At 68.6% G+C, this 16,936-nt stretch carries 19 protein-coding genes; 8 read left to right on the top strand and 11 right to left on the bottom strand.

Going from position 1 to position 16,936, the window contains the following annotated elements; translation table 11 throughout:
* The 3 genes from OHA10_RS19075 to OHA10_RS19065 form a co-directional block, all read right to left on the bottom strand.
* Positions 1-684 carry a response regulator transcription factor gene (locus tag OHA10_RS19075; protein ID WP_371407578.1) on the bottom strand — a complete coding sequence of 228 codons (684 nt, stop codon included), beginning with the start codon at positions 682-684 and terminating at the stop codon, positions 1-3.
* 47 nt (positions 685-731) lie between these two features.
* A complete protein-coding gene (locus OHA10_RS19070) occupies positions 732-1,337 on the bottom strand; it encodes a hypothetical protein (RefSeq protein WP_371407577.1) in 606 nt (201 codons plus the stop codon).
* 124 nt (positions 1,338-1,461) lie between these two features.
* Positions 1,462-2,283, bottom strand: coding sequence for a tryptophan 2,3-dioxygenase (locus OHA10_RS19065; protein WP_371407576.1), 822 nt, complete (start codon positions 2,281-2,283; stop codon positions 1,462-1,464).
* 81 nt (positions 2,284-2,364) lie between these two features.
* On the opposite strand from OHA10_RS19065, the gene OHA10_RS19060 reads away from it, so the two are divergent.
* From OHA10_RS19060 to OHA10_RS19045, 4 genes are all read left to right on the top strand, one after another.
* The gene (locus OHA10_RS19060; protein ID WP_371407575.1) at positions 2,365-2,892 is read left to right on the top strand and encodes a hypothetical protein; all 528 of its coding nucleotides are present in this window, start codon (positions 2,365-2,367) and stop codon (positions 2,890-2,892) included.
* A gap of 317 nt (positions 2,893-3,209) precedes the next feature.
* Positions 3,210-4,580, top strand: coding sequence for a glycoside hydrolase family 76 protein (locus tag OHA10_RS19055; RefSeq protein WP_371407574.1), 1,371 nt, complete (start codon positions 3,210-3,212; stop codon positions 4,578-4,580).
* Positions 4,581-4,621: 41 nt separating this feature from the next.
* Complete coding sequence (locus OHA10_RS19050; RefSeq protein WP_371407573.1) at positions 4,622-5,113, top strand: DUF2505 domain-containing protein; 492 nt, start codon at positions 4,622-4,624, stop codon at positions 5,111-5,113.
* Positions 5,114-5,187: 74 nt separating this feature from the next.
* Positions 5,188-5,385, top strand: coding sequence for a hypothetical protein (locus tag OHA10_RS19045; protein ID WP_371407572.1), 198 nt, complete (start codon positions 5,188-5,190; stop codon positions 5,383-5,385).
* A gap of 1 nt (position 5,386) precedes the next feature.
* Here OHA10_RS19045 and OHA10_RS19040 read toward each other — a convergent pair whose 3' ends face one another.
* Complete coding sequence (locus OHA10_RS19040; protein ID WP_371407571.1) at positions 5,387-6,253, bottom strand: esterase/lipase family protein; 867 nt, start codon at positions 6,251-6,253, stop codon at positions 5,387-5,389.
* A gap of 140 nt (positions 6,254-6,393) precedes the next feature.
* On the opposite strand from OHA10_RS19040, the gene OHA10_RS19035 reads away from it, so the two are divergent.
* Positions 6,394-7,026, top strand: coding sequence for a TetR/AcrR family transcriptional regulator (locus tag OHA10_RS19035; RefSeq protein WP_371407570.1), 633 nt, complete (start codon positions 6,394-6,396; stop codon positions 7,024-7,026).
* A 9-nt stretch (positions 7,027-7,035) separates the two neighbouring features.
* Here OHA10_RS19035 and pruA read toward each other — a convergent pair whose 3' ends face one another.
* From pruA to OHA10_RS19010, 5 genes are all read right to left on the bottom strand, one after another.
* Positions 7,036-8,664, bottom strand: coding sequence for an L-glutamate gamma-semialdehyde dehydrogenase (pruA, locus tag OHA10_RS19030; RefSeq protein ID WP_371407569.1), 1,629 nt, complete (start codon positions 8,662-8,664; stop codon positions 7,036-7,038).
* A gap of 187 nt (positions 8,665-8,851) precedes the next feature.
* The gene (locus tag OHA10_RS19025; protein WP_371407568.1) at positions 8,852-9,304 is read right to left on the bottom strand and encodes a VOC family protein; all 453 of its coding nucleotides are present in this window, start codon (positions 9,302-9,304) and stop codon (positions 8,852-8,854) included.
* Positions 9,301-10,239 carry a Ku protein gene (locus tag OHA10_RS19020; protein WP_371407567.1) on the bottom strand — a complete coding sequence of 313 codons (939 nt, stop codon included), beginning with the start codon at positions 10,237-10,239 and terminating at the stop codon, positions 9,301-9,303. Before OHA10_RS19020 ends, OHA10_RS19025 begins: the two co-directional genes overlap by 4 nt.
* A gap of 9 nt (positions 10,240-10,248) precedes the next feature.
* Positions 10,249-10,785 (bottom strand): hypothetical protein, encoded by a 537-nt coding sequence (locus OHA10_RS19015; RefSeq protein WP_371407566.1) that lies wholly within the window; start codon positions 10,783-10,785, stop codon positions 10,249-10,251.
* Positions 10,782-12,248 (bottom strand): wax ester/triacylglycerol synthase family O-acyltransferase, encoded by a 1,467-nt coding sequence (locus tag OHA10_RS19010; protein ID WP_371407565.1) that lies wholly within the window; start codon positions 12,246-12,248, stop codon positions 10,782-10,784. The genes OHA10_RS19015 and OHA10_RS19010 overlap by 4 nt, the downstream gene beginning before the upstream one ends.
* Positions 12,249-12,422: 174 nt before the next feature.
* Here OHA10_RS19010 and OHA10_RS19005 point away from each other — a divergent pair, with 174 nt between their 5' ends.
* The 3 genes from OHA10_RS19005 (at position 12,423) to OHA10_RS18995 (ending at position 15,059) form a co-directional block, all read left to right on the top strand.
* Positions 12,423-12,911: a cupredoxin domain-containing protein gene (locus OHA10_RS19005; protein ID WP_371407564.1), complete on the top strand. Its 489-nt coding sequence runs from the start codon at positions 12,423-12,425 to the stop codon at positions 12,909-12,911.
* A gap of 73 nt (positions 12,912-12,984) precedes the next feature.
* Positions 12,985-14,301 (top strand): hypothetical protein, encoded by a 1,317-nt coding sequence (locus OHA10_RS19000; protein ID WP_371407563.1) that lies wholly within the window; start codon positions 12,985-12,987, stop codon positions 14,299-14,301.
* Entirely contained in the window at positions 14,301-15,059 is a 759-nt protein-coding gene (locus tag OHA10_RS18995) for a nucleotidyltransferase domain-containing protein (protein ID WP_371407562.1), read from the top strand. The genes OHA10_RS19000 and OHA10_RS18995 overlap by 1 nt, the downstream gene beginning before the upstream one ends.
* Here the strand turns inward: OHA10_RS18995 and OHA10_RS18990 are convergent.
* Together OHA10_RS18990 and OHA10_RS18985 are read right to left on the bottom strand one after the other, a co-directional pair.
* Positions 15,004-16,239, bottom strand: coding sequence for a glycosyltransferase 87 family protein (locus OHA10_RS18990; RefSeq protein ID WP_371407561.1), 1,236 nt, complete (start codon positions 16,237-16,239; stop codon positions 15,004-15,006). The two genes, OHA10_RS18995 and OHA10_RS18990, sit on opposite strands and share 56 nt — an antisense overlap.
* Positions 16,236-16,907: an HAD family hydrolase gene (locus OHA10_RS18985; RefSeq protein WP_371407560.1), complete on the bottom strand. Its 672-nt coding sequence runs from the start codon at positions 16,905-16,907 to the stop codon at positions 16,236-16,238. Before OHA10_RS18985 ends, OHA10_RS18990 begins: the two co-directional genes overlap by 4 nt.
* Positions 16,908-16,936 lie beyond the last annotated feature (29 nt).

Genomic DNA, 16,936 nt, shown 5'->3' with positions numbered 1-16,936 from the left:
CTATCCGTCCGCCGCGAGCTTGATCCCGACCCCGCGAACGCTGTGCAGGAACCGCGGCTCGGCCGCCGTCTCGCCGAGCTTCCGCCGCAACCACGACAGATGTACGTCGACAGTCCGGTCGCCACCGCCCCACGGCAACCCCCAGACCTCCGCGAGCAGCTCGCGCTTCGTCACCACCGCACCGGGCCGCCGCGACAACGCCAGCAGCAGATCGAACTCCTTCCGGGTCAGCTCAACCGCTGCCCCGTCCACGGTCACCTCCCGGCTCCGCGGATCGATCCGCAACCCACCGACCTCGACAGTCGACTCACCCTGCTGGTCCTGCCCGAGACGTCGCAGTACGGCGCGAATCCGCGCATCCATCTGCGCCGCGCTGAACGGTTTGATCACGTAGTCGTCGGCGCCCGCATCGAGCAGTCGTACGACGCTCGCGTCGTCGTCGCGCGCGGTCGCCACGATCACCGGTACGTCGCTGACGGACCGCACCATCGCGAGCACGTCGCGGCCGTCCAGATCCGGCAGGCCGAGGTCGAGCAACAACACCTCAGGCTTCTCGCGCGCGACCGCAGCCACCCCGTCGGCGCCGGCCGCCACCGCCGAGACGACGTGTCCGGCCGCCGTCAGAGCCTTCCCCAACGACGTCCGGATCGCATCGTCGTCCTCGATCAACAGCACCCGCGCCATGAAGTTGAGCGTAGCTTCAGCCCCGTCAAGGGAGCGTCAAGCGGCGGTTAAGGGGGCGGTTTGATGCCGTTGGAGCGGAGTTCGAGCGTGGCCAGCTGAGCGATGACGGTCTGGTCGCGGTCGCGCCAGGCGCTGACCGGGTCGTCGGAGATCTTCGCGAGCTTGTGCATCGGCTGGTTGGCCATCGCGCGGAGGGCGAACAGGTCCAGGTCGGCCGCACTGTCGATGAACCGCTGCGCCGCCGTCGCCCGCCGCGAGAACCGGATCCGCCGGGGCAGCCAGATCAGTACTGCGAACAACACGGGCAACGCGATCGTCACACCGGCCAGCAAGTAGGCCAACTGCTCCACAGCGTGCGCCATGTCCCGCCCCGCCTGCGCCATCTGCCCCGCGGCCCCCGCGGCTCCGTCGATCGGCGACCGCAGCTGATCCCCCACCGCCGGCACCTTCCCGATCGGCTCCGACAACCGCCGCAGCTGCCCCTCCAACCCATCACCCGCGGAAGCAGCCTTCCGCCCCGGAAGGCCCAACGCGTTGGTGATCTTGAAGACGATCAGCCCCAGCTCCACACAAACCCAGACCCACACCACAAACACCAGGTCCCCCACCAGCTGCCCAACCCGCTGCACCCCCACATCCGAGTAGAGCTTCACTCTCAGACCTTCCTCCGCGCGAGTCGTCCACAACCGTGCGTCGTGACCCTAGCGCTGCAGGTGACGGGCCACGAGGTTTCCGGACATTTTTCGCCGCCAAGTGCCCATTTGTTTCCGGGAAGGATCAGAGGGCGGTGCGGAGGTTCCAGAGGAGGGGGTAGTAGCGGAGGTCGAGGCGGCTTCTGAGGTAGTTGGCGCCGGAGGAGCCGCCGGTGCCGGGTTTGGTGCCGATCATGCGTTCGACCATGACTACGTGGCGGGCTCGCCAGGCGGCGGCGAGTTCGTCGTGTTGGAGGAGGGCTTCGGCCAGTTCCCAGATCGCGGCGTACTGCGAGCGGTCGCCGGCGACCTTGCGGAGGGCGTGCCGGACGGAGTCCTCGGAGTCGGTGTCGAAACCGGCTTTGCGGAGTACTTCGAGATACGCGTCCCACAACGTCGGCTCGTCCAACCGGCGGTGCAGGCGCGCGGTTTCCGCCTCGGTCAGGCCGCGGAAACGCCGTACGAAGGACGGATCCTTCGCCCCGGACAGGAACTCGATCTCGCGGAACTGCACCGACTGGAACCCCGACGCCGGCGACAACCGGTGCCGGAACTCACCGAAGTCCTGCGGCGTCATCGTCTCCAGGATGTCGACCTGCTGCGTCTGCACCCGCTCGATCGTGTGCACCCGACGCAGCAGGTGCTCGGCCAGCCACAGCTCGCCGGCGAGCATCGCGTCCCGGGACGCGGTCAGCTCGTGCAGGACCTGCTTGAACCACAGCTCGTACACCTGGTGGATCGTGATGAACAGCAGCTCGTCGTGCGCCGGCGGATCCGACTCGAGGCGCTGCTGGTCCAGGAGCTGAGGCAGCCGCAGGTAGCTGCCGTAGGTGAGCCGCCCGCCCTCTTCACCGAAATGTACGTCGGTCCCGCCCCACTGCCCCGCAACCCCGTCACCAGTGCTCATGACACGGAGACTAACCGACCAGTTCGTGACTGGTCAGTGATTCGTTCGTTGGACCTTGAGTACGCCGAGTTGAGGAGCTGTATGTCCGCCACGATCGAGACCCCGATCGTCCCGGGTCCGATTCAGGGGCCCACCAGGGAAGAGCCGTTGATCGAGGCGCTGCTGCTCGACGACTATCGCTCGCTCGTCCACCTCGCCTATCTGATCCTCCCGCCTGCGATCAGCCGGGCGAGGCGGGTGGCGGCAGCGCATGCGGTCGTCCAGCGGGCGCTCCCGCCAAGCCTCACACTCCCGCCCGATCTCGCGCTCCCGCGTGAGCTCCCGTACAGCCTCACCGCCCAGCCGGACGTCACGATTCCGGCCACCCGGCACCGCGAGTTCCTGCGGCGTCGCGTCGTCGAGGAGGCGACCCGGCAGGCGGCCGACCGTTCGCTGCTCGCGCGGCTCGGCAGCGTGATCGCGCCGGCCGACGGCCTCGAGTTCGACCCCTGCACGATCCGCCCGGACCGCACGGCGATCCACCGCCGCTGCGCCCGCGGCCGCCGGCTGGCGATCACCGCCACGCTGCTGCTGACCGCCGGCATCATGGTCGCCCTCCTCTCCTCCTAACCCCCGCCCCGCGCCACCCCGCGCGACCCCGCGCCGCGCCACCCCGCGCCGCGCCACCCCGTCCCACGGGATGGGTTCGCCCATCCCGTGGTGGGTTCACGGGCGGTATTCCGGTGGGGGAACCCGCAACGCGGTAGGCGACCCTATCCAGGCGATCTCTTGACGGGCTGAATCCGGCCACCTACCTTCGGTGACACCGCTCTCTTCCTACCGCCCCAGGGAGAATCGTGATGTCAGTTGGAATCGTTTCCAGTCTTGCCCTGCTCGTCGCTCCCCTCGGCGCGCCCCCACCGGCGCCAGCTACGCCGGAGGTGAATATGTCCGCCCAGGCAACGATCTGCAACAAGTACTGCGATGCCCGCGACCCCGGACTCGCGCCGAAGGATCGCACCCCCGTCTCCACGACCCTCTTCGGCCGCACGATCACGCTGCACTTCGACGATGACGATGCGATGGGCTGGGCCTCGATCGACAACGGCAACCCGGGCGACGAGGTCTGGCTGGACCGCTCGATGGACGGCGGCCGCACCTGGTCCGGCGGCAGCCGCCTCGGCAACACCGCGATCCCCACCGGGCAGCGCGGCTGGCGCACGCTGATGTACAACGTCGACGACTGGAACAACCTCGGCGTCGGCGCCCTCCGCGCGTGCGGCAAGGCCGGCGACCGCGCCGACATCGCCTGTACGCCGTGGGCGCGGACAACCTGGAACGCCTGGGACCGTCGTACGGCGGCCGCGACCGCACTGATGCAGGACTACAACCTGTCGACCGGCCTGTTCGACACCACCGGCTGGTGGAACTCGGCCAACGCGCTCAACGCGCTGATCGACAACATCCGGGTCAGCGGCATGCACAGCTACGAGTACGCGATCGCCCGCACGTACGACCTCAACCTCAACGCGGCCGAAGGTCAGTTCCGCAACGACTACATCGACGACACCGGCTGGTGGGGTCTCGCCTGGGTCGCGGCGTACGACCTGACCGGCGACGCCCGCTACCTGCAGACCGCACGCGCGGACGCCGACCACATGGCGGCGTACTGGGACAACACCTGCGGCGGCGGGGTCTGGTGGAGCGAGGCGAAGACGTACAAGAACGCGATCTCGAACTCGCTCTACATCCAGCTCAACGCGCAGCTGCACACGCGGGTCGCCGGCGATACGACGTACCTGCAACGCGCGCAGGCGGGCTGGACCTGGTTCCAGCAGACCGGGATGATCAACGGCTCGAACCTGGTCAACGACGGCATCGACCTGTCCACCTGCAAGAACAACGGCGACACCGCGTGGACATACAACCAGGGCGTGCTGATCGGCGCGCTCACCGAGTTGTCCAAGGCAACGAACAACTCGGCGTACCTGACCTCCGCCCGTCAACTCGCCGACGCGTCGACCACCGCGGTATCGCTGCACACCGCCGACGGCATCCTCCGCGAGCCCTGCGAGAACGGCGACTGCGGCGGCGACGGTCCGTCCTTCAAGGGCGCACACGTCCGCGGCCTCGGCAAACTGAACGCCGCCCTGTCCGACCACCCGTACACGTCCTACCTGCAACGCCAGGCCGACCGCGCCTTCGCGGCCGACCGTACGCCGATGGACCAGTACGGCCTGCACTGGTACGGCCCCGTCGACAAGCTGGACGCGGCCCGCCAGCAATCCGCCCTGGACTTGCTCAACGCCGCCCCGTGACGCTCACCCCGGTGACCGATGAGTAATGCCATGATGAACGCATGGAGCTGAAGCTGTCGGCGTCGTACGACGCCACCCCTGAGGAAGTGTTCGCGATCGTCACGGACACCGCCTTCCGCGAGCAGGCCTGTGAGAAGACCAAGGCACTGTCGTACGACGTCCAGGTGAGCACGTCCGGCGCGGACACGATCGTCCGGGTCAGCCGGAAGATGCCGGCCGTCGACATCCCCGACATGGCGAAGAAGTTCGTCGGCGACACGCTGACCGTCGTACAGACCGAGACCTGGCACGCCGCCGCGGCCGACGGTTCGCGGACCGCGGACGTGTCGGGCGAGATCGCCAACACGCCGGTCACGCTGAAGGGCACCGCGAGCATCGCCAAGAGCGGGGCCGAGACCGTCCAGGCGATCGACCTGGACGTGAAGGTCGCCGTACCGCTGATCGGGAAGAAGCTCGAGCCGACCGTCGTCGACGCGATCCGCGCCGGCCTGGTCAAGGAGCACGACCTCGGCCGGGAGTGGGCCTCGAAGTAGCCGTGTCGCTGCGCTGAGCGGGTCACCTCCGGTGGCAACCTGAGAAGAAGGCTGCACCGGAGGTGACTCGTTTCATGCGAAGTTCCAAGCCGAAGAAGACCCCGCCTGCCACCGAGGTCGAGCAGTTCTGTGTGTTCTGCGCGACCACGATGCCGTTCGAGTGCATCGAAGCGGCGGATCATCTGGTGGACGAGCCGGACGAGTGGATCTGCATCAAGTGCGGATATGCCCTCCTGGTCGACCCACCACTCCAGGCGAGCCAGACGGCCTGACCTACAGCGGCGGACCGAAAGCGCAGACCACCCGGCTCGCGTGCGCCGGGTCGAGCGCATTCGCGACCAGTTGAGCGACCGTCGGGTCGAAGGCCAGCCCGACGTGCCCGACCGGATCCAGCGGGCAGGTGTCCTGGACGTACTCGTTCGTCACGCCGGGCTCGCGGATGAACGACGTCTCATGCGGAGTCACCAGCGCGTCGAAGCGCGACGCGATCACCGTGTACTTCGTCCCGGTCTGCGCGATCGGCCCGGTGGTCAGCGTCTTCACCGCTGACCCGCCGACGATGAGCTCGTCGCAGGCCGCGCAGCCGAACCGCTGCAGCACCTGGTCGACGAGCGGGCCGAGCCCGAGGTAATCCCCGACGCTCACGAGCCCGCCGAACGTCGTACCGTGCGTCGGCGGCGCCAGCGCGACCACCTTGCCGACCTGACCGGCGTACCCGTGGACCTTCGGGCCGTAGAGGCTCTGGAAGGCGCCCTCGGAATGACCGACGAGGTCGACCTTCACGGCGCCGGTCGCCGCGCGGACCCGCTGCACGAAGGAGGCGATCTCCACCGAGGACCGGGCGATCGAGACGGTGCCGCCAACCGGGATGTTCGGGTCGGGCCGGCCGTAGGTGAGCGTGAAGGCGCAGTACCCCTTCGCCGCGAGGAACGGGCCGAGGTACGAGTAGTTGCCGGGTCCGTTGCCGCCGAGTCCGTGCAGGAGGACGAGCGGGTTCGGATGGGCGGCTGAGGGCTTGCAGGACCAGTTGTCGAACCCCGACGACGGCGCGGCACTTGCCGTGGTCGCGGAGGTGACCGAGGCGGCCAGCAGGACGGCGGCGAACAGGCCGGCGGCCGTCCGCCGGAAGCGATTGCGCATGACAGCTCCCCGTGATGGTTTCAGTCGGTGACCAGTGAACCACGGATAGTTGAGCACGCTCGCTGGTTACAAACAAGATCTCGGGTTCGAAATAAGTTCCCCTCGGTTACGATCCCGGTACCCGGGGTAGTGTCCAGCGCATGAGCAGGACCATACGGGGACTCGACGCCGACCAACGCCGGGCCGAACGGCGCGAGCAGCTGCTGGACGCGGCGCTCAAGCTGTTCGCCGCCGAGGGCTATCTCGGTACGTCGATCGAGCAGATCTGCAGTACCGCGTTCATCGGGACGAAAAGCTTCTACGAGCTCTTCGCCAGCCGGGAGGAGTGCTATCTCGCCCTGCTCCAGCGGACGTCCGAGCGCCTGGAGGAGCGGATGGCCGGCGCCGCCGCGCAGGCCACCGGCAACGAGCGGCAGGAAGCGCCGCGGCTGCTGGCGACCTTCGTGCATGCGCTGGTCGACGACCCGCGGATCACCAAGGTCACCTTCGGGATGGCGTCCGGCATCTCGGCCGCGGTGGAGCGGCAGCGCCGTACCAACCGCCGCTGGGCCGCGGGCTTCCTGGTGCAGCTCTGGGACCGGTACGACGGGCCGCAGCCGGAGGACCAGCGCACGGTGAGGCACAGTGTCGCGATCGGGCTGGTCGGCGGCATGTTCGACCTGATCTCGGACTGGCTCCTGGAGGCAAACCTGTCCGACCAGGGCCAGGTCGAGGCCCTGGTCGACGACCTCACCACCTTCTACATCACGGTCCGGCGAGGCCTGGTCCGTTAGCGCTGTCCGTCAGCCCTGGTGGGGGTAGCGGTAGTCCGTCGGCGGGGCGAAGGTCTCCTTCATCGAGCGCGGGGACGCCCAGCGAATCAGGTTCCACATCGAGCCGGCCTTGTCGTTCGTGCCGGACGCACGCGCCCCGCCGAACGGCTGCTGCCCGACAACCGCACCGGTCGGCTTGTCGTTGACGTAGAAGTTGCCTGCCGCGAACCGCAGGTACTCCGACGCCTCAGCGATCGCGTGCCGGTCCTGCGCAATGACCGCACCGGTCAGCCCGTACGGCGCCGAGTGCTCCATCCCCCGCATGACCGAGTCGTAGTCGGCGTCGTCGTACACGTGGACGCCGAGGATCGGGCCGAAGTACTCGGTCGTGAAGATCTCGTCGGTCGGGTCGTCGGAGACCAGCAGCGTCGGGCGGACGAAGTACCCCTCGCTGTCGTCGTAGGTGCCACCGGCAACGACCTCGATCGAGTCGGTCGCGTTCGCCCGGTCCAGCGCCGCCTTGTGCTTGGCGAACGCCCGGTCGTCGATCACGGCGCCGATGAAGTTCGACAGGTCGCTGACGTCGCCCATGGTCAGCGAGTCGGTCTCGGCCACCAGGTCGTCGCGGATCCGGTCCCAGACCGAGCGAGCGACGTACGCCCGGGAGGCGGCCGAGCACTTCTGGCCCTGGTACTCGAACGCGCCGCGGACCATCGCGGTCTTCAGCACCGCCGGGTCCGCCGACGGGTGCGCCAGGATGAAGTCCTTACCGCCGGTCTCGCCGACCAGCCGCGGGTAGGTCTTGTACGCCGAGATGTTCGTGCCGACCGTGCCCCACAGGGACTGGAAGGTCTTGGTCGAGCCGGTGAAGTGGATGCCGGCCAGGTCCGGGTGGGTCAGCGCGGCCTTGCTGACCTCGATGCCGTCGCCGGTGACGAGGTTGATCACACCGGCCGGCAGGCCCGCGGCCTCGAGCAGCCGCATCGTCCAGTGCGCCGCGAACTGCTGGGTCGGCGACGGCTTCCAGACCACGGTGTTGCCCATCAGCGCCGGAGCGGTCGGCAGGTTGCCGGCGATCGCGGTGAAGTTGAACGGGGTGATCGCGTAGACGAAGCCCTCGAGCGGCCGGTAGTCGACCCGGTTCCACACGCCCGGGGACGAGATCGGCTGGTCGCTGACGATCTGCCGCGCGAACGCCACGTTGAAGCGGAGGAAGTCGATCAGCTCGCAGGCGGCGTCGATCTCGGCCTGCTGGATCGTCTTCGACTGACCGAGCATCGTGGCCGCGTTGAGCGTGTCACGCCACGGACCGGCCAGCAGGTCGGCGGCCTTCAGAAAGATCGCGGCGCGGTCGTCGAACGACAGCGAGCGCCACGACGGCGCTGCCGCGAGCGCCGCCACGACCGCCTCGCGGCCGTCCGCCTCGGTCGCGTTGCCGAGGGTGCCCAGCACGTGCGCGTGCTTGTGCGGCTGCACCACGTCGACCCGCGCGCCGCCGCCGAGCTTCTGCTCGCCGCCGATCGTGCAGGTCAGGTCGATCGCCCCGGCCGCGTTGAACTCCTTGAGCTTCGCCTCCACACTCGCGCGCTCAGCAGAACCGGGCGCATACCCCTTCACCGGTTCGTTCGCGGGGGTCGGGACTGCGGTGACGGCATCCATGGTGGCGAAGCTCCTCTACTGGGGGTGGGGCCGATGCGGGTGGGCGGCCTGCCCATTGATGACACAAGCATGGTGCCATGACTCACCGCCGGAAACGAACCTGACCACCACCCGACCACCCGACCCACTGGTCCACCCTCGAACCCACCACCCCACGCCGAACCAGATGCGGCACACGCCCGGACGGCTACTTCCGCCAGGGCATGTGCTGGAGGGCCCAGGTGTTGCCGTCCGGGTCGGCGAACCAGGCGTAGAAGACGCCGCCCATGTCCACGGTCTCGCTGACCTCCACGCCGCGGCCGATCAGCTCGGCGCGCGACGCCTCGATGTCCTTCACCACCAGATGCAGACCGCGCTGGGAACCGGGCTCCATCGCCATCTGTGCCAGGCCGGTGGTGAGGCTGATCGAGCAGTACGAGCCGGGCGGCGTCAACTGCACGATCCGTACGCCGTCGGCCGGGCTGACATCGACGTCCGCGACGAACCCGCACTGCTCCACATAGAACTGCTTGGCCCGGTCGAGGTCGGTGACGGGGATCGGGATCAGCTCGAGCAGATACGAGCCCGGGGTGACCAGGGCGTGCCCCGGGTCGACCGGGATCTCGGATTCGTCGGCCGGGATTTCGGTGCGCTCGGTCATGCGGACTTCTTCGCGGCCTTCTTGGCCGTCTTCTTGGCCGGAGCCTTCTTGGCAGCAGCCGCCTTCTTCGCCGGTGCCTTCTTCGCCGCGGCAGCCTTCTTCGCCGGCGCCTTCTTGGCGGGCTCGGACTCGGACGAGCCACCGCCCGCGCGCCGGGCCTTCGCGGCCTCGACCGACGCGCGCAGCGCGGCGACCAGGTCGACGACCTCGGCACCCTCGGTCTCTTCGTCCTCGGACTCCGGCAGCGGCACACCCTCGGCCTTCGCCTGGACGACCTTCTCCAGCGCCTCGCGATAGTCGTCGTGGTACTGCTCCGGGTCGAACTCACCCCGCAGCGTGTCGATGTACGACGACGCCATCGCCTTCTCCTGCGTCCGGATCTCGACGTCCTCGGGCGGGGCCGCGAACGACTTGTCGCGGATCTCGTCCGGCCACAGCATCACCTGCAGCACGAGTACGTCGTCGACCGTCCGCAGCAGTCCGAGGCTCTCCCGCGACCGCAGCGCGACCTTGACCAGCGCGTACAGCTCGGAGCCCTCGAGCGCGTCCCGGAGCAGCACGTACGGCTTGGCGCCCGGACCGCCGTCGGCGGCGAGGTAGTACGACTTGCCCAGGTAGAGCGGGTCGACCTGGTCGGCGGGCACGAACTCGAGGACGTCGATGACCTTCTTGCTGGACAGCGGCAGGTCGGCGAAGTCGTCGGAGTCGAGCACGATCATTCGGCCGTCGGGCATCTCGTAGCCCTTGCCGATATCGGAGTACGGCACCTCTTCGCCGTCGACCGAGCAGATCCGCTTGTACTTGATCCGTCCGCCGTCGGCGACATGCACCTGGCGGAACGAGATGTCCTTCTCCTCGGTCGCGGAGAACACCTTGATCGGGATCGTCACCATCCCGAACGAGATGGCCCCCTTCCAGATCGCCTGCATCGCCATCAGCTCCCGTCAGTTCGATCCGTTCGACCCGTTGCGCCCCCGCGGCCCCTCCGCCGCGAGCAGGTCGGGAATCTCTTGCGTCGCATACCACAGCAGGTCTTCACCCTCGCACGAATCCAGGGCGAACACCGCGTCGTCGTCACCGTTCTGTGCGGCTTCCCAGAGGTCGGCCGCCTTCCTGATCACCGGGATCGCGTCGGTCGCGTCCATGTGGACGGCGGCCACCGACCGCCACGGGATCACCACATGCAGCTCCAGCCGGGCGTCGCCGAGCTCCACCGATCCGTCCGCCGGCGGCACCGCGCTCACCTCGGCCGCGATCACCACCCGCCGCCGCGCGATGCCGGGATCCGCGGCGAGCAGACCCACCGAGGCGCGGGCCGCCTGCGCCATCGCGGCGTACTCCAGCTCCTCGTCGTCGCCCTCGGCGTACCACTCCCGCAAAGCCGGCGTCACGGCGTACGCCGCCAGCGGGGCCGGCCCGATCTCCCCCGCGTTGCACGCCACGCTCAGCAACCGCAGCGTGGATGGGATGTAGACCCTCATGAACCCGCCTTCTTCGTCGTACCGCGGGGCTTCTTCCGGCCCCGGGAGGCCCGGTTCCGGCTGCCCTTGGTGGTGTCCAGCAATTCGTCGAGCGCATCGGTCACACATTGGGCGAAAACGGCGAGGTCCGGCATCGCGGTGCGGTCCGCATTCAGACCGTAGTACACCTTCCCGTCGTACGACGTGACGCCGACGGACAGGCCCTGCCCGGGCATCAACGGGACCACCGGGTACGACGCGAGCATCGGCGCACCCTGCGCGTACAGCGGGAACTGCGGGCCCGGGACGTTGGTGATCACCACATCGTCGATCGGGCGGACCGTGGTGGTCGCGACCCGCGCGGCCAGCGCATGCAGAGTGGTCGGCGCGAAGCCGGCGATGCCGACCAGCGAGCGGGCGCTGACGGCGCGACCGGTGTCCTTGTGCACCTTGGTCTGGTACGAGATCTGGTGCAGCCGCATGACCGGGGAGTTCTCACCGACCGGGAGGTTCACGGTCGAGGCGATCACCCGGGAGCCGAGCGAGGTCGGCTCCTCGTCCTCGTCGTCGCGGATGCTGACCGGGATGACCGCACGCACGCTCCGGGTCGGCCCGACGCCTTCACCGCGGGTCATCATCCAGGCCCGGAACGCACCGGCGACGACCGCGAGGATCACGTCGTTGACCGTGCCGCCGTGCGCGGCGCGGACGGTCCGGTAGTCCTCCAGGTCGGTCTGCACGGTGGTGAACCGGCGCTGGCCGGAGGTCTTCACGTGCAGTGAACTCTCCTGCGCATGCCGCTGCGCGACCAGCGAGCCGACCACGTCGCCGAGCACCTCGCGGACCGAGGTGGAGCCGGTCAGGCTGGCCATCTCGGCGCGGGCCAGCTCCAGGACCGCGGTCGGATGCTTGGTGGCGTCGGAGAACACGCCGGCGAGCAGCTCGAGGGCGGACGGCGGATGCTCCGGCTGCCAGGTGTCGGTCGGCGTCTCGCGCGGGTGCGCGGTCGAGTCGAGCACGACCTGGCCGATGTCGACCGTGCTGTTGCCGTCGACAAGCGCCTGGTGGGACTTCGCGATGATCGCGAACCGGTCACCTTGGAGGCCTTCGACCAGGTACATCTCCCACAGCGGGCGGGCGCGGTCGAGCCGGCGCGACATGATCCGGGCGACCAGCTCGAGCAGCTGCGCGTGGGTGCCGGGCCTGGGCAGAGCGGATCGGCGGACGTGGAACGTGATGTCGAACTCTTCGTCGTCCACCCAGACCGGACCGGCGAACCGGCCGGGCACCTGCTGCACCCGCTGCCGGTACCTCGGCACGAACGCGATCCGGTCCCGGATCAGCGCGACCAGACTCTCGTAGTCGAACCCCTCGTCGCCGTGCACCGGCGGCTCGAAGATGTCGACCGTCCCGACGTGCATCGGGGTCGCCGGCGACTCTGCCTTCAGGAAGGTGAGATCGAGCGACGTCAGCCGATCGGGCATCACCGTCACCTTCCTCTCTGTACTGGATTACCGGTCTTGTCACCCTAGCGGCCACGTCCGACAGTGGGCTGCGACACTGGCCGTACGGGAACACTGAGCTATTCGTGTTCGTCAGGCAAGAGGGTGTGTCCCGCACCCTGAGAAGTTCACCACCCTCGAAAGGCTTCTGGACCGATGCGTTCGACGCTCACCCGCGGTGCCGCCACCGCTCTCCTGCCCACCCTCGGCATGCTGGTCCTGGCGGGCTGTGGTGGAGGCGACTCCGGCAGCGGCTCGAGCACCCCCTCACCGAGCGCCCCGGCAAGTACTCCGACGTCGACCCTTCCGACCAACACGCCGACCCCGGGCTCGCCGAACACCAGCTCCCCGTCGAACACCGCGGACCCGTCCGGTGAGCAGGCCGACGTGACCATCGACGTCACCGTTGCCAATGGCAAGGTCAACCCGAGCGGCGCGACGATCAAGGTGAAGGCCGGCCAGACCGTGCTGGTCAAGGCGATCAGCGACGCCGACGACGAGCTGCACATCCACGGCTACGACAAGGAGCTCGAGCTGAGCCCGGGCAAGGCCGCCTCGGTCGAGTTCACCGCGAACATGAAGGGCACCTTCGAGGTCGAGACCCACAAGAGCGGCAAGCTGGTCGCCAAGCTCGTCGTCTCGTGAGCGAGCGAAGCGAGCTCACCATCGAGCACAGCATGAGAACATCATGTGCGTCCGGAGCGAAGCGAGGACGCACATGATTCCCCTTCATGGGATCGGCGGTCGGCAGGATCTGCCGATCCCGTTCGGGCTGGCGGTGGGTGGCGCCGCGGTCGCGGTAGCGCTGTCCTTCGTCGTCCTCGGGCTGGCGTGGCGGAGTCCGAAGTACCGGGGTAATGCCTCCGGGAAGCCGTTGCCTGCCGCAATCACCCGGACGGTCGACGCGGGCTGGTTCCGCTGGATCGTCCGCGTGGTCGGGCTGGCGACCTTCCTCTACGCGATGGTGTCGCTGATGTTCGGCGTGGACCGGCTGACGAACCCGATCTTCGGCTTCGTCTACATCCTGGTCTGGGTCGGCCTGGTGCCGGTCTCGATCGTGCTCGGCCCGGTCTGGCGGACGCTGAACCCGCTGCGCACGCTTCACCTGCTGCTCTCGAAGCTGCTCCGGCAACCATCGTCGAAGGGCCTGCTCGAGCTCCCCGCCTGGGTGGGCCTGTGGCCGGCCGCGCTCGGGATCTTCGCGTTCACCTGGCTCGAGCTGGTCGCGCCCGACCGCGCGACGATCCCGGTGCTGCAGGCGTGGATCGCGCTGTACGTCGTGATCACGATGTTCGGGGCGATCCTGTTCGGCGACCGCTGGTTCTCACAGGGCGACCCGTTCGAGGTCTACGCCACGCTGATGTCCCGGCTGTCCCCGTGGGGTCGCCGTACCGACGGCGCCCTCGTCGTACGGCGTCCGCTCGAGAACCTCGACGGCCTGAAGCCGCAGCCCGGCCTCGTCGGCATGGTGGCGGCCCTGCTCGGCTCCACGGCGTACGACGGGTTCTCGAACTCGTCGACCTGGATCGGCTGGGCTCAGAACCAGGACATCTCGATGACGTGGCTCGGGACGGCCGCGCTGATCGTCTTCATCCTGGTCGTCCTGGGCACGTACTCCGGCGCCACCGTCCTCGCCGGCCGGCTGTCCGACTCCTCCCGTACGTCGCTGCCGGGCCTGTTCGCCCACTCCGTCGTGCCCATCGCCTTCGGGTACGTCGTCGCGCACTACCTGACCCTGTTCATCCTGGAAGGGCAGCGGACGCTGATCTATCTGAGCGACCCGCTCAGCAACGGCGCGAACATCTTCGGCACCGGGCTCCTCGCGGTGAACACCGGCATCACCAACCACAGCACGGCGATCGCGGTCACCCAGGTCCTCGCGGTGGTCTGCGGACACCTGCTCGGCGTCATCTCGGCCCACGACCGCGCGGTCGCGCTGTTCCCGCGTGCGAAGGCCCTGGTCGGTCAGATCCCCTTGCTCGTCGTCATGGTCGGCTACACGTGCGGCGGCCTGCTCCTGCTGTTCTCCTCGTGATGTACACGCCTGCCGACCGCTCGGGCCTGCGCGACGCACTCGTCGCGCAGGCCCGAGCGGATGCACGGATCACCGGTGCCGCCCTGACCGGATCAGCGGCGGTCGGCGCCGAAGACGAATGGTCGGACATCGATCTGGCATTCGGCCTCGCGCCCGATGCCGACCAGACGGCCGTGCTCGCCGACTGGACGGCGGCGATGTATGCCGAGCACGGCGCCATCCACCACACCGACATGTGGGCCGGCCCAACCATCTACCGGGTCTTCCTCCTGCCCTCGACCCTTCAGGTGGACATCGCCTTCGCCCCAACTGAGGCATTCGGCGCCGTGGGTCCTACCTTCCAACTGCTCTTCGGGGAAGCAGCCGAGCAGCCACCGCGGAGTACGCCGGATCCGGTCGACCTGATCGGCATGGGCTGGCTCTACGCGTTGCACGCGCGGTCGAGTATCGCGCGCGGCAAGGCGTGGCAGGCGGAGTACATGATCAGCGGCGTCCGGGACCACGTGCTGATGCTGATGTGCTTGCGCCACGGCGTACCGCACTCCCAGGGGCGCGGCCTGCATTTGTTGCCTGCAGCCACCACTGCGCCCGTGGAGCTGACGCTCGTGCGATCACTGGAGATCCCGGAACTGCGGCGGGCGTTCCGCGCGAGTGTCGACGTACTGCTGACCGAGCTGGCCGAGGTCGACGCCGAGTTGGCTGTCAGGCTGACTCGGACGTTGCGGGAGCTGACGGCTTGGACAGACCCCGGCTGGTGATCGCGAGCAGGATGAACGCGATCATGCCGACGATCAGGTGCGAGTTGCCCGGGATCGACTGCCAGAAGGACCAGCTGAGCTCGCGGTCGTCGCGGTACGGGACCCACCAGATCGAGCGCAGTACGAAGAGGCCGTAGAACAGGACGCCGGTGATCACGGCCGGGTTGAGGCCCCAGGCGCGGTTGACGCCACGGATCAGGCTGACGCCGAGCGGGATGATCCAGACCCAGTGGTGGCTCCACGAGATCGGCGACGCGTACAGGACTGCCAGCGCCATCACCGAGATCGCGGTGACGCGCTCGTCCGCGAGCCAGTAACGCCGGGCCAGCCAGAGCACGAGCAGCCCGAATACGACCGAGACCACGAACCAGGTCGGCTGGACCCAGCTCGCGTCGTTGCCGATCCGGTGCAGGAACCCGTTGAACGACTGGTTGCCGGTGTACGCGATCCCGCCGACGCGGTTCGCGTCCAGGATCACGTCGGTCCAGTACCGCCAGGACTGGTGCGGCACGATCGCGAACCCGATCGCCATCGTCGCCAGCAGTCCCAGTACGGCGTTGCGCAGCGCCCGCCACTGCTTCGTGACGATCAGCAGCGCGAGGAACGGCAGCGGGGTCAGCTTCACGCCGATCGTCACGCCGACCCAGAAGCCCCGCAGCTTGGTGTCGTTCGGCCGGACCAGGTCCAGCAGGATCATTGCGGTCAGCAACAGATTGATCTGGCCGAACTGGATCGTCTGCCAGACCGGCTCGAGCAGCAGCGACAGCGCGGTCAGCGCGACCAGCACCGCCGTCCGCTTCCGTTGGGTGACGAACGACCAGAACGTCTTCGGCAGGCTGGCCCGCCACAGCGCGGTGATGCAGAGCACCGAGATCGTCGTCCACGCCACCAGCGCGACACCCCACGGCACGGCGGCCAGCGGGACCATCGCGATCGCGGCGAACGGCGGGTACGTGAACGGGAGGTTCGAGCCGCCGGGCAGCTTCGCGTCGTACAGCGAGTCGCCGTGCAGGAGGACCGAGCCGCCCATCCGGTAGACGCGCAGGTCGATCATGCCGCCGTACAGATGCGCGATCCAGGCGCCGAGTGCGACCAGTGCGGCGCAGGCGAGAACGCCGATGACGATGCCGCGGCGGCCGGCCGGACGTGTCGGGGAGGAAGGAGGGGTGGTCACGGTCACGTCAGGTCGGCTCCGAACAGGGTTTCCAGCGCTCGCCGGGTCTCGTCGTACTCGGTGTGAAGGATCGCGGTCATGCCGACCGCGACGGCCCCGTCGACATTGAGTTGCAGGTCGTCGATGAAGACGCACTCCGCCGGCTCCAGGTTCAGCCTGCGGGCGGCGAGCAGGAAGATCTCCGGCTCGGGTTTGCGCAGACCGACCTCGCCGGAGATCACGATGTCGTCGAACATCCCGTCCCAGGTGTCGCGCGGGTAAGTGTTGCCCCAGGAGTTCGACAGCAGGGCGGTCTTGATCCCGCGCTCGTTGGCGCGGCGGACCAGCGCGGACATCGCGGGCTGGTGCTCGAAATGCGCGAACATCCGCTCGATCAGGCCCTCGGCCGGCACCGGCGTACCGTCGCGGCGGACGAGCATCGAGGCGAGCTTGCGCTCGAAGTCGGGTACGGCGATCTGGCCGCGCTCGAGCGCGTGCACGGGGTTGAGCTCGGCCTCCGCGGCCGCGTCCTCGGGCGACCGCGCGGGCAGCCACTTGAGCACTGCTTCGAGGTAGGAGTCGAAGTCGAAATCGTCCACTTCGGCCCAGCGCCGCAGCGCTGCTTCCAGCCCTGAGGTGAGGACGCCGCCCCAGTCCACCAACAGACCACGCGGCACCACCTGCACCTCAACCATGCCCGCAAGCCTACTCAGACGGGGCCTGT

This window comes from Kribbella sp. NBC_00662, assembly GCF_041430295.1.
GTDB lineage: Bacteria > Actinomycetota > Actinomycetes > Propionibacteriales > Kribbellaceae > Kribbella.
This window is presented reverse-complemented; position numbering and strand designations above follow the sequence as displayed.

Coding starts and splice junctions, on each gene's coding strand:
- pruA (WP_371407569.1), bottom strand. CDS start 8,664: ATGGATGCCGTCACCGCAGTCCCGACCCCCGCGAACGAACCGGTGAAG.
- OHA10_RS19025 (WP_371407568.1), bottom strand. CDS start 9,304: ATGACCGAGCGCACCGAAATCCCGGCCGACGAATCCGAGATCCCGGTC.
- OHA10_RS19055 (WP_371407574.1), top strand. CDS start 3,210: ATGTCCGCCCAGGCAACGATCTGCAACAAGTACTGCGATGCCCGCGAC.
- OHA10_RS19075 (WP_371407578.1), bottom strand. CDS start 684: ATGGCGCGGGTGCTGTTGATCGAGGACGACGATGCGATCCGGACGTCG.
- OHA10_RS19040 (WP_371407571.1), bottom strand. CDS start 6,253: ATGCGCAATCGCTTCCGGCGGACGGCCGCCGGCCTGTTCGCCGCCGTC.
- OHA10_RS18985 (WP_371407560.1), bottom strand. CDS start 16,907: ATGGTTGAGGTGCAGGTGGTGCCGCGTGGTCTGTTGGTGGACTGGGGC.
- OHA10_RS19020 (WP_371407567.1), bottom strand. CDS start 10,239: ATGGCGATGCAGGCGATCTGGAAGGGGGCCATCTCGTTCGGGATGGTG.
- OHA10_RS18995 (WP_371407562.1), top strand. CDS start 14,301: ATGTACACGCCTGCCGACCGCTCGGGCCTGCGCGACGCACTCGTCGCG.
- OHA10_RS19045 (WP_371407572.1), top strand. CDS start 5,188: ATGCGAAGTTCCAAGCCGAAGAAGACCCCGCCTGCCACCGAGGTCGAG.
- OHA10_RS19035 (WP_371407570.1), top strand. CDS start 6,394: ATGAGCAGGACCATACGGGGACTCGACGCCGACCAACGCCGGGCCGAA.
- OHA10_RS19000 (WP_371407563.1), top strand. CDS start 12,985: ATGATTCCCCTTCATGGGATCGGCGGTCGGCAGGATCTGCCGATCCCG.
- OHA10_RS19050 (WP_371407573.1), top strand. CDS start 4,622: ATGGAGCTGAAGCTGTCGGCGTCGTACGACGCCACCCCTGAGGAAGTG.
- OHA10_RS19005 (WP_371407564.1), top strand. CDS start 12,423: ATGCGTTCGACGCTCACCCGCGGTGCCGCCACCGCTCTCCTGCCCACC.
- OHA10_RS19065 (WP_371407576.1), bottom strand. CDS start 2,283: ATGAGCACTGGTGACGGGGTTGCGGGGCAGTGGGGCGGGACCGACGTA.
- OHA10_RS19060 (WP_371407575.1), top strand. CDS start 2,365: ATGTCCGCCACGATCGAGACCCCGATCGTCCCGGGTCCGATTCAGGGG.
- OHA10_RS19015 (WP_371407566.1), bottom strand. CDS start 10,785: ATGAGGGTCTACATCCCATCCACGCTGCGGTTGCTGAGCGTGGCGTGC.
- OHA10_RS19010 (WP_371407565.1), bottom strand. CDS start 12,248: ATGCCCGATCGGCTGACGTCGCTCGATCTCACCTTCCTGAAGGCAGAG.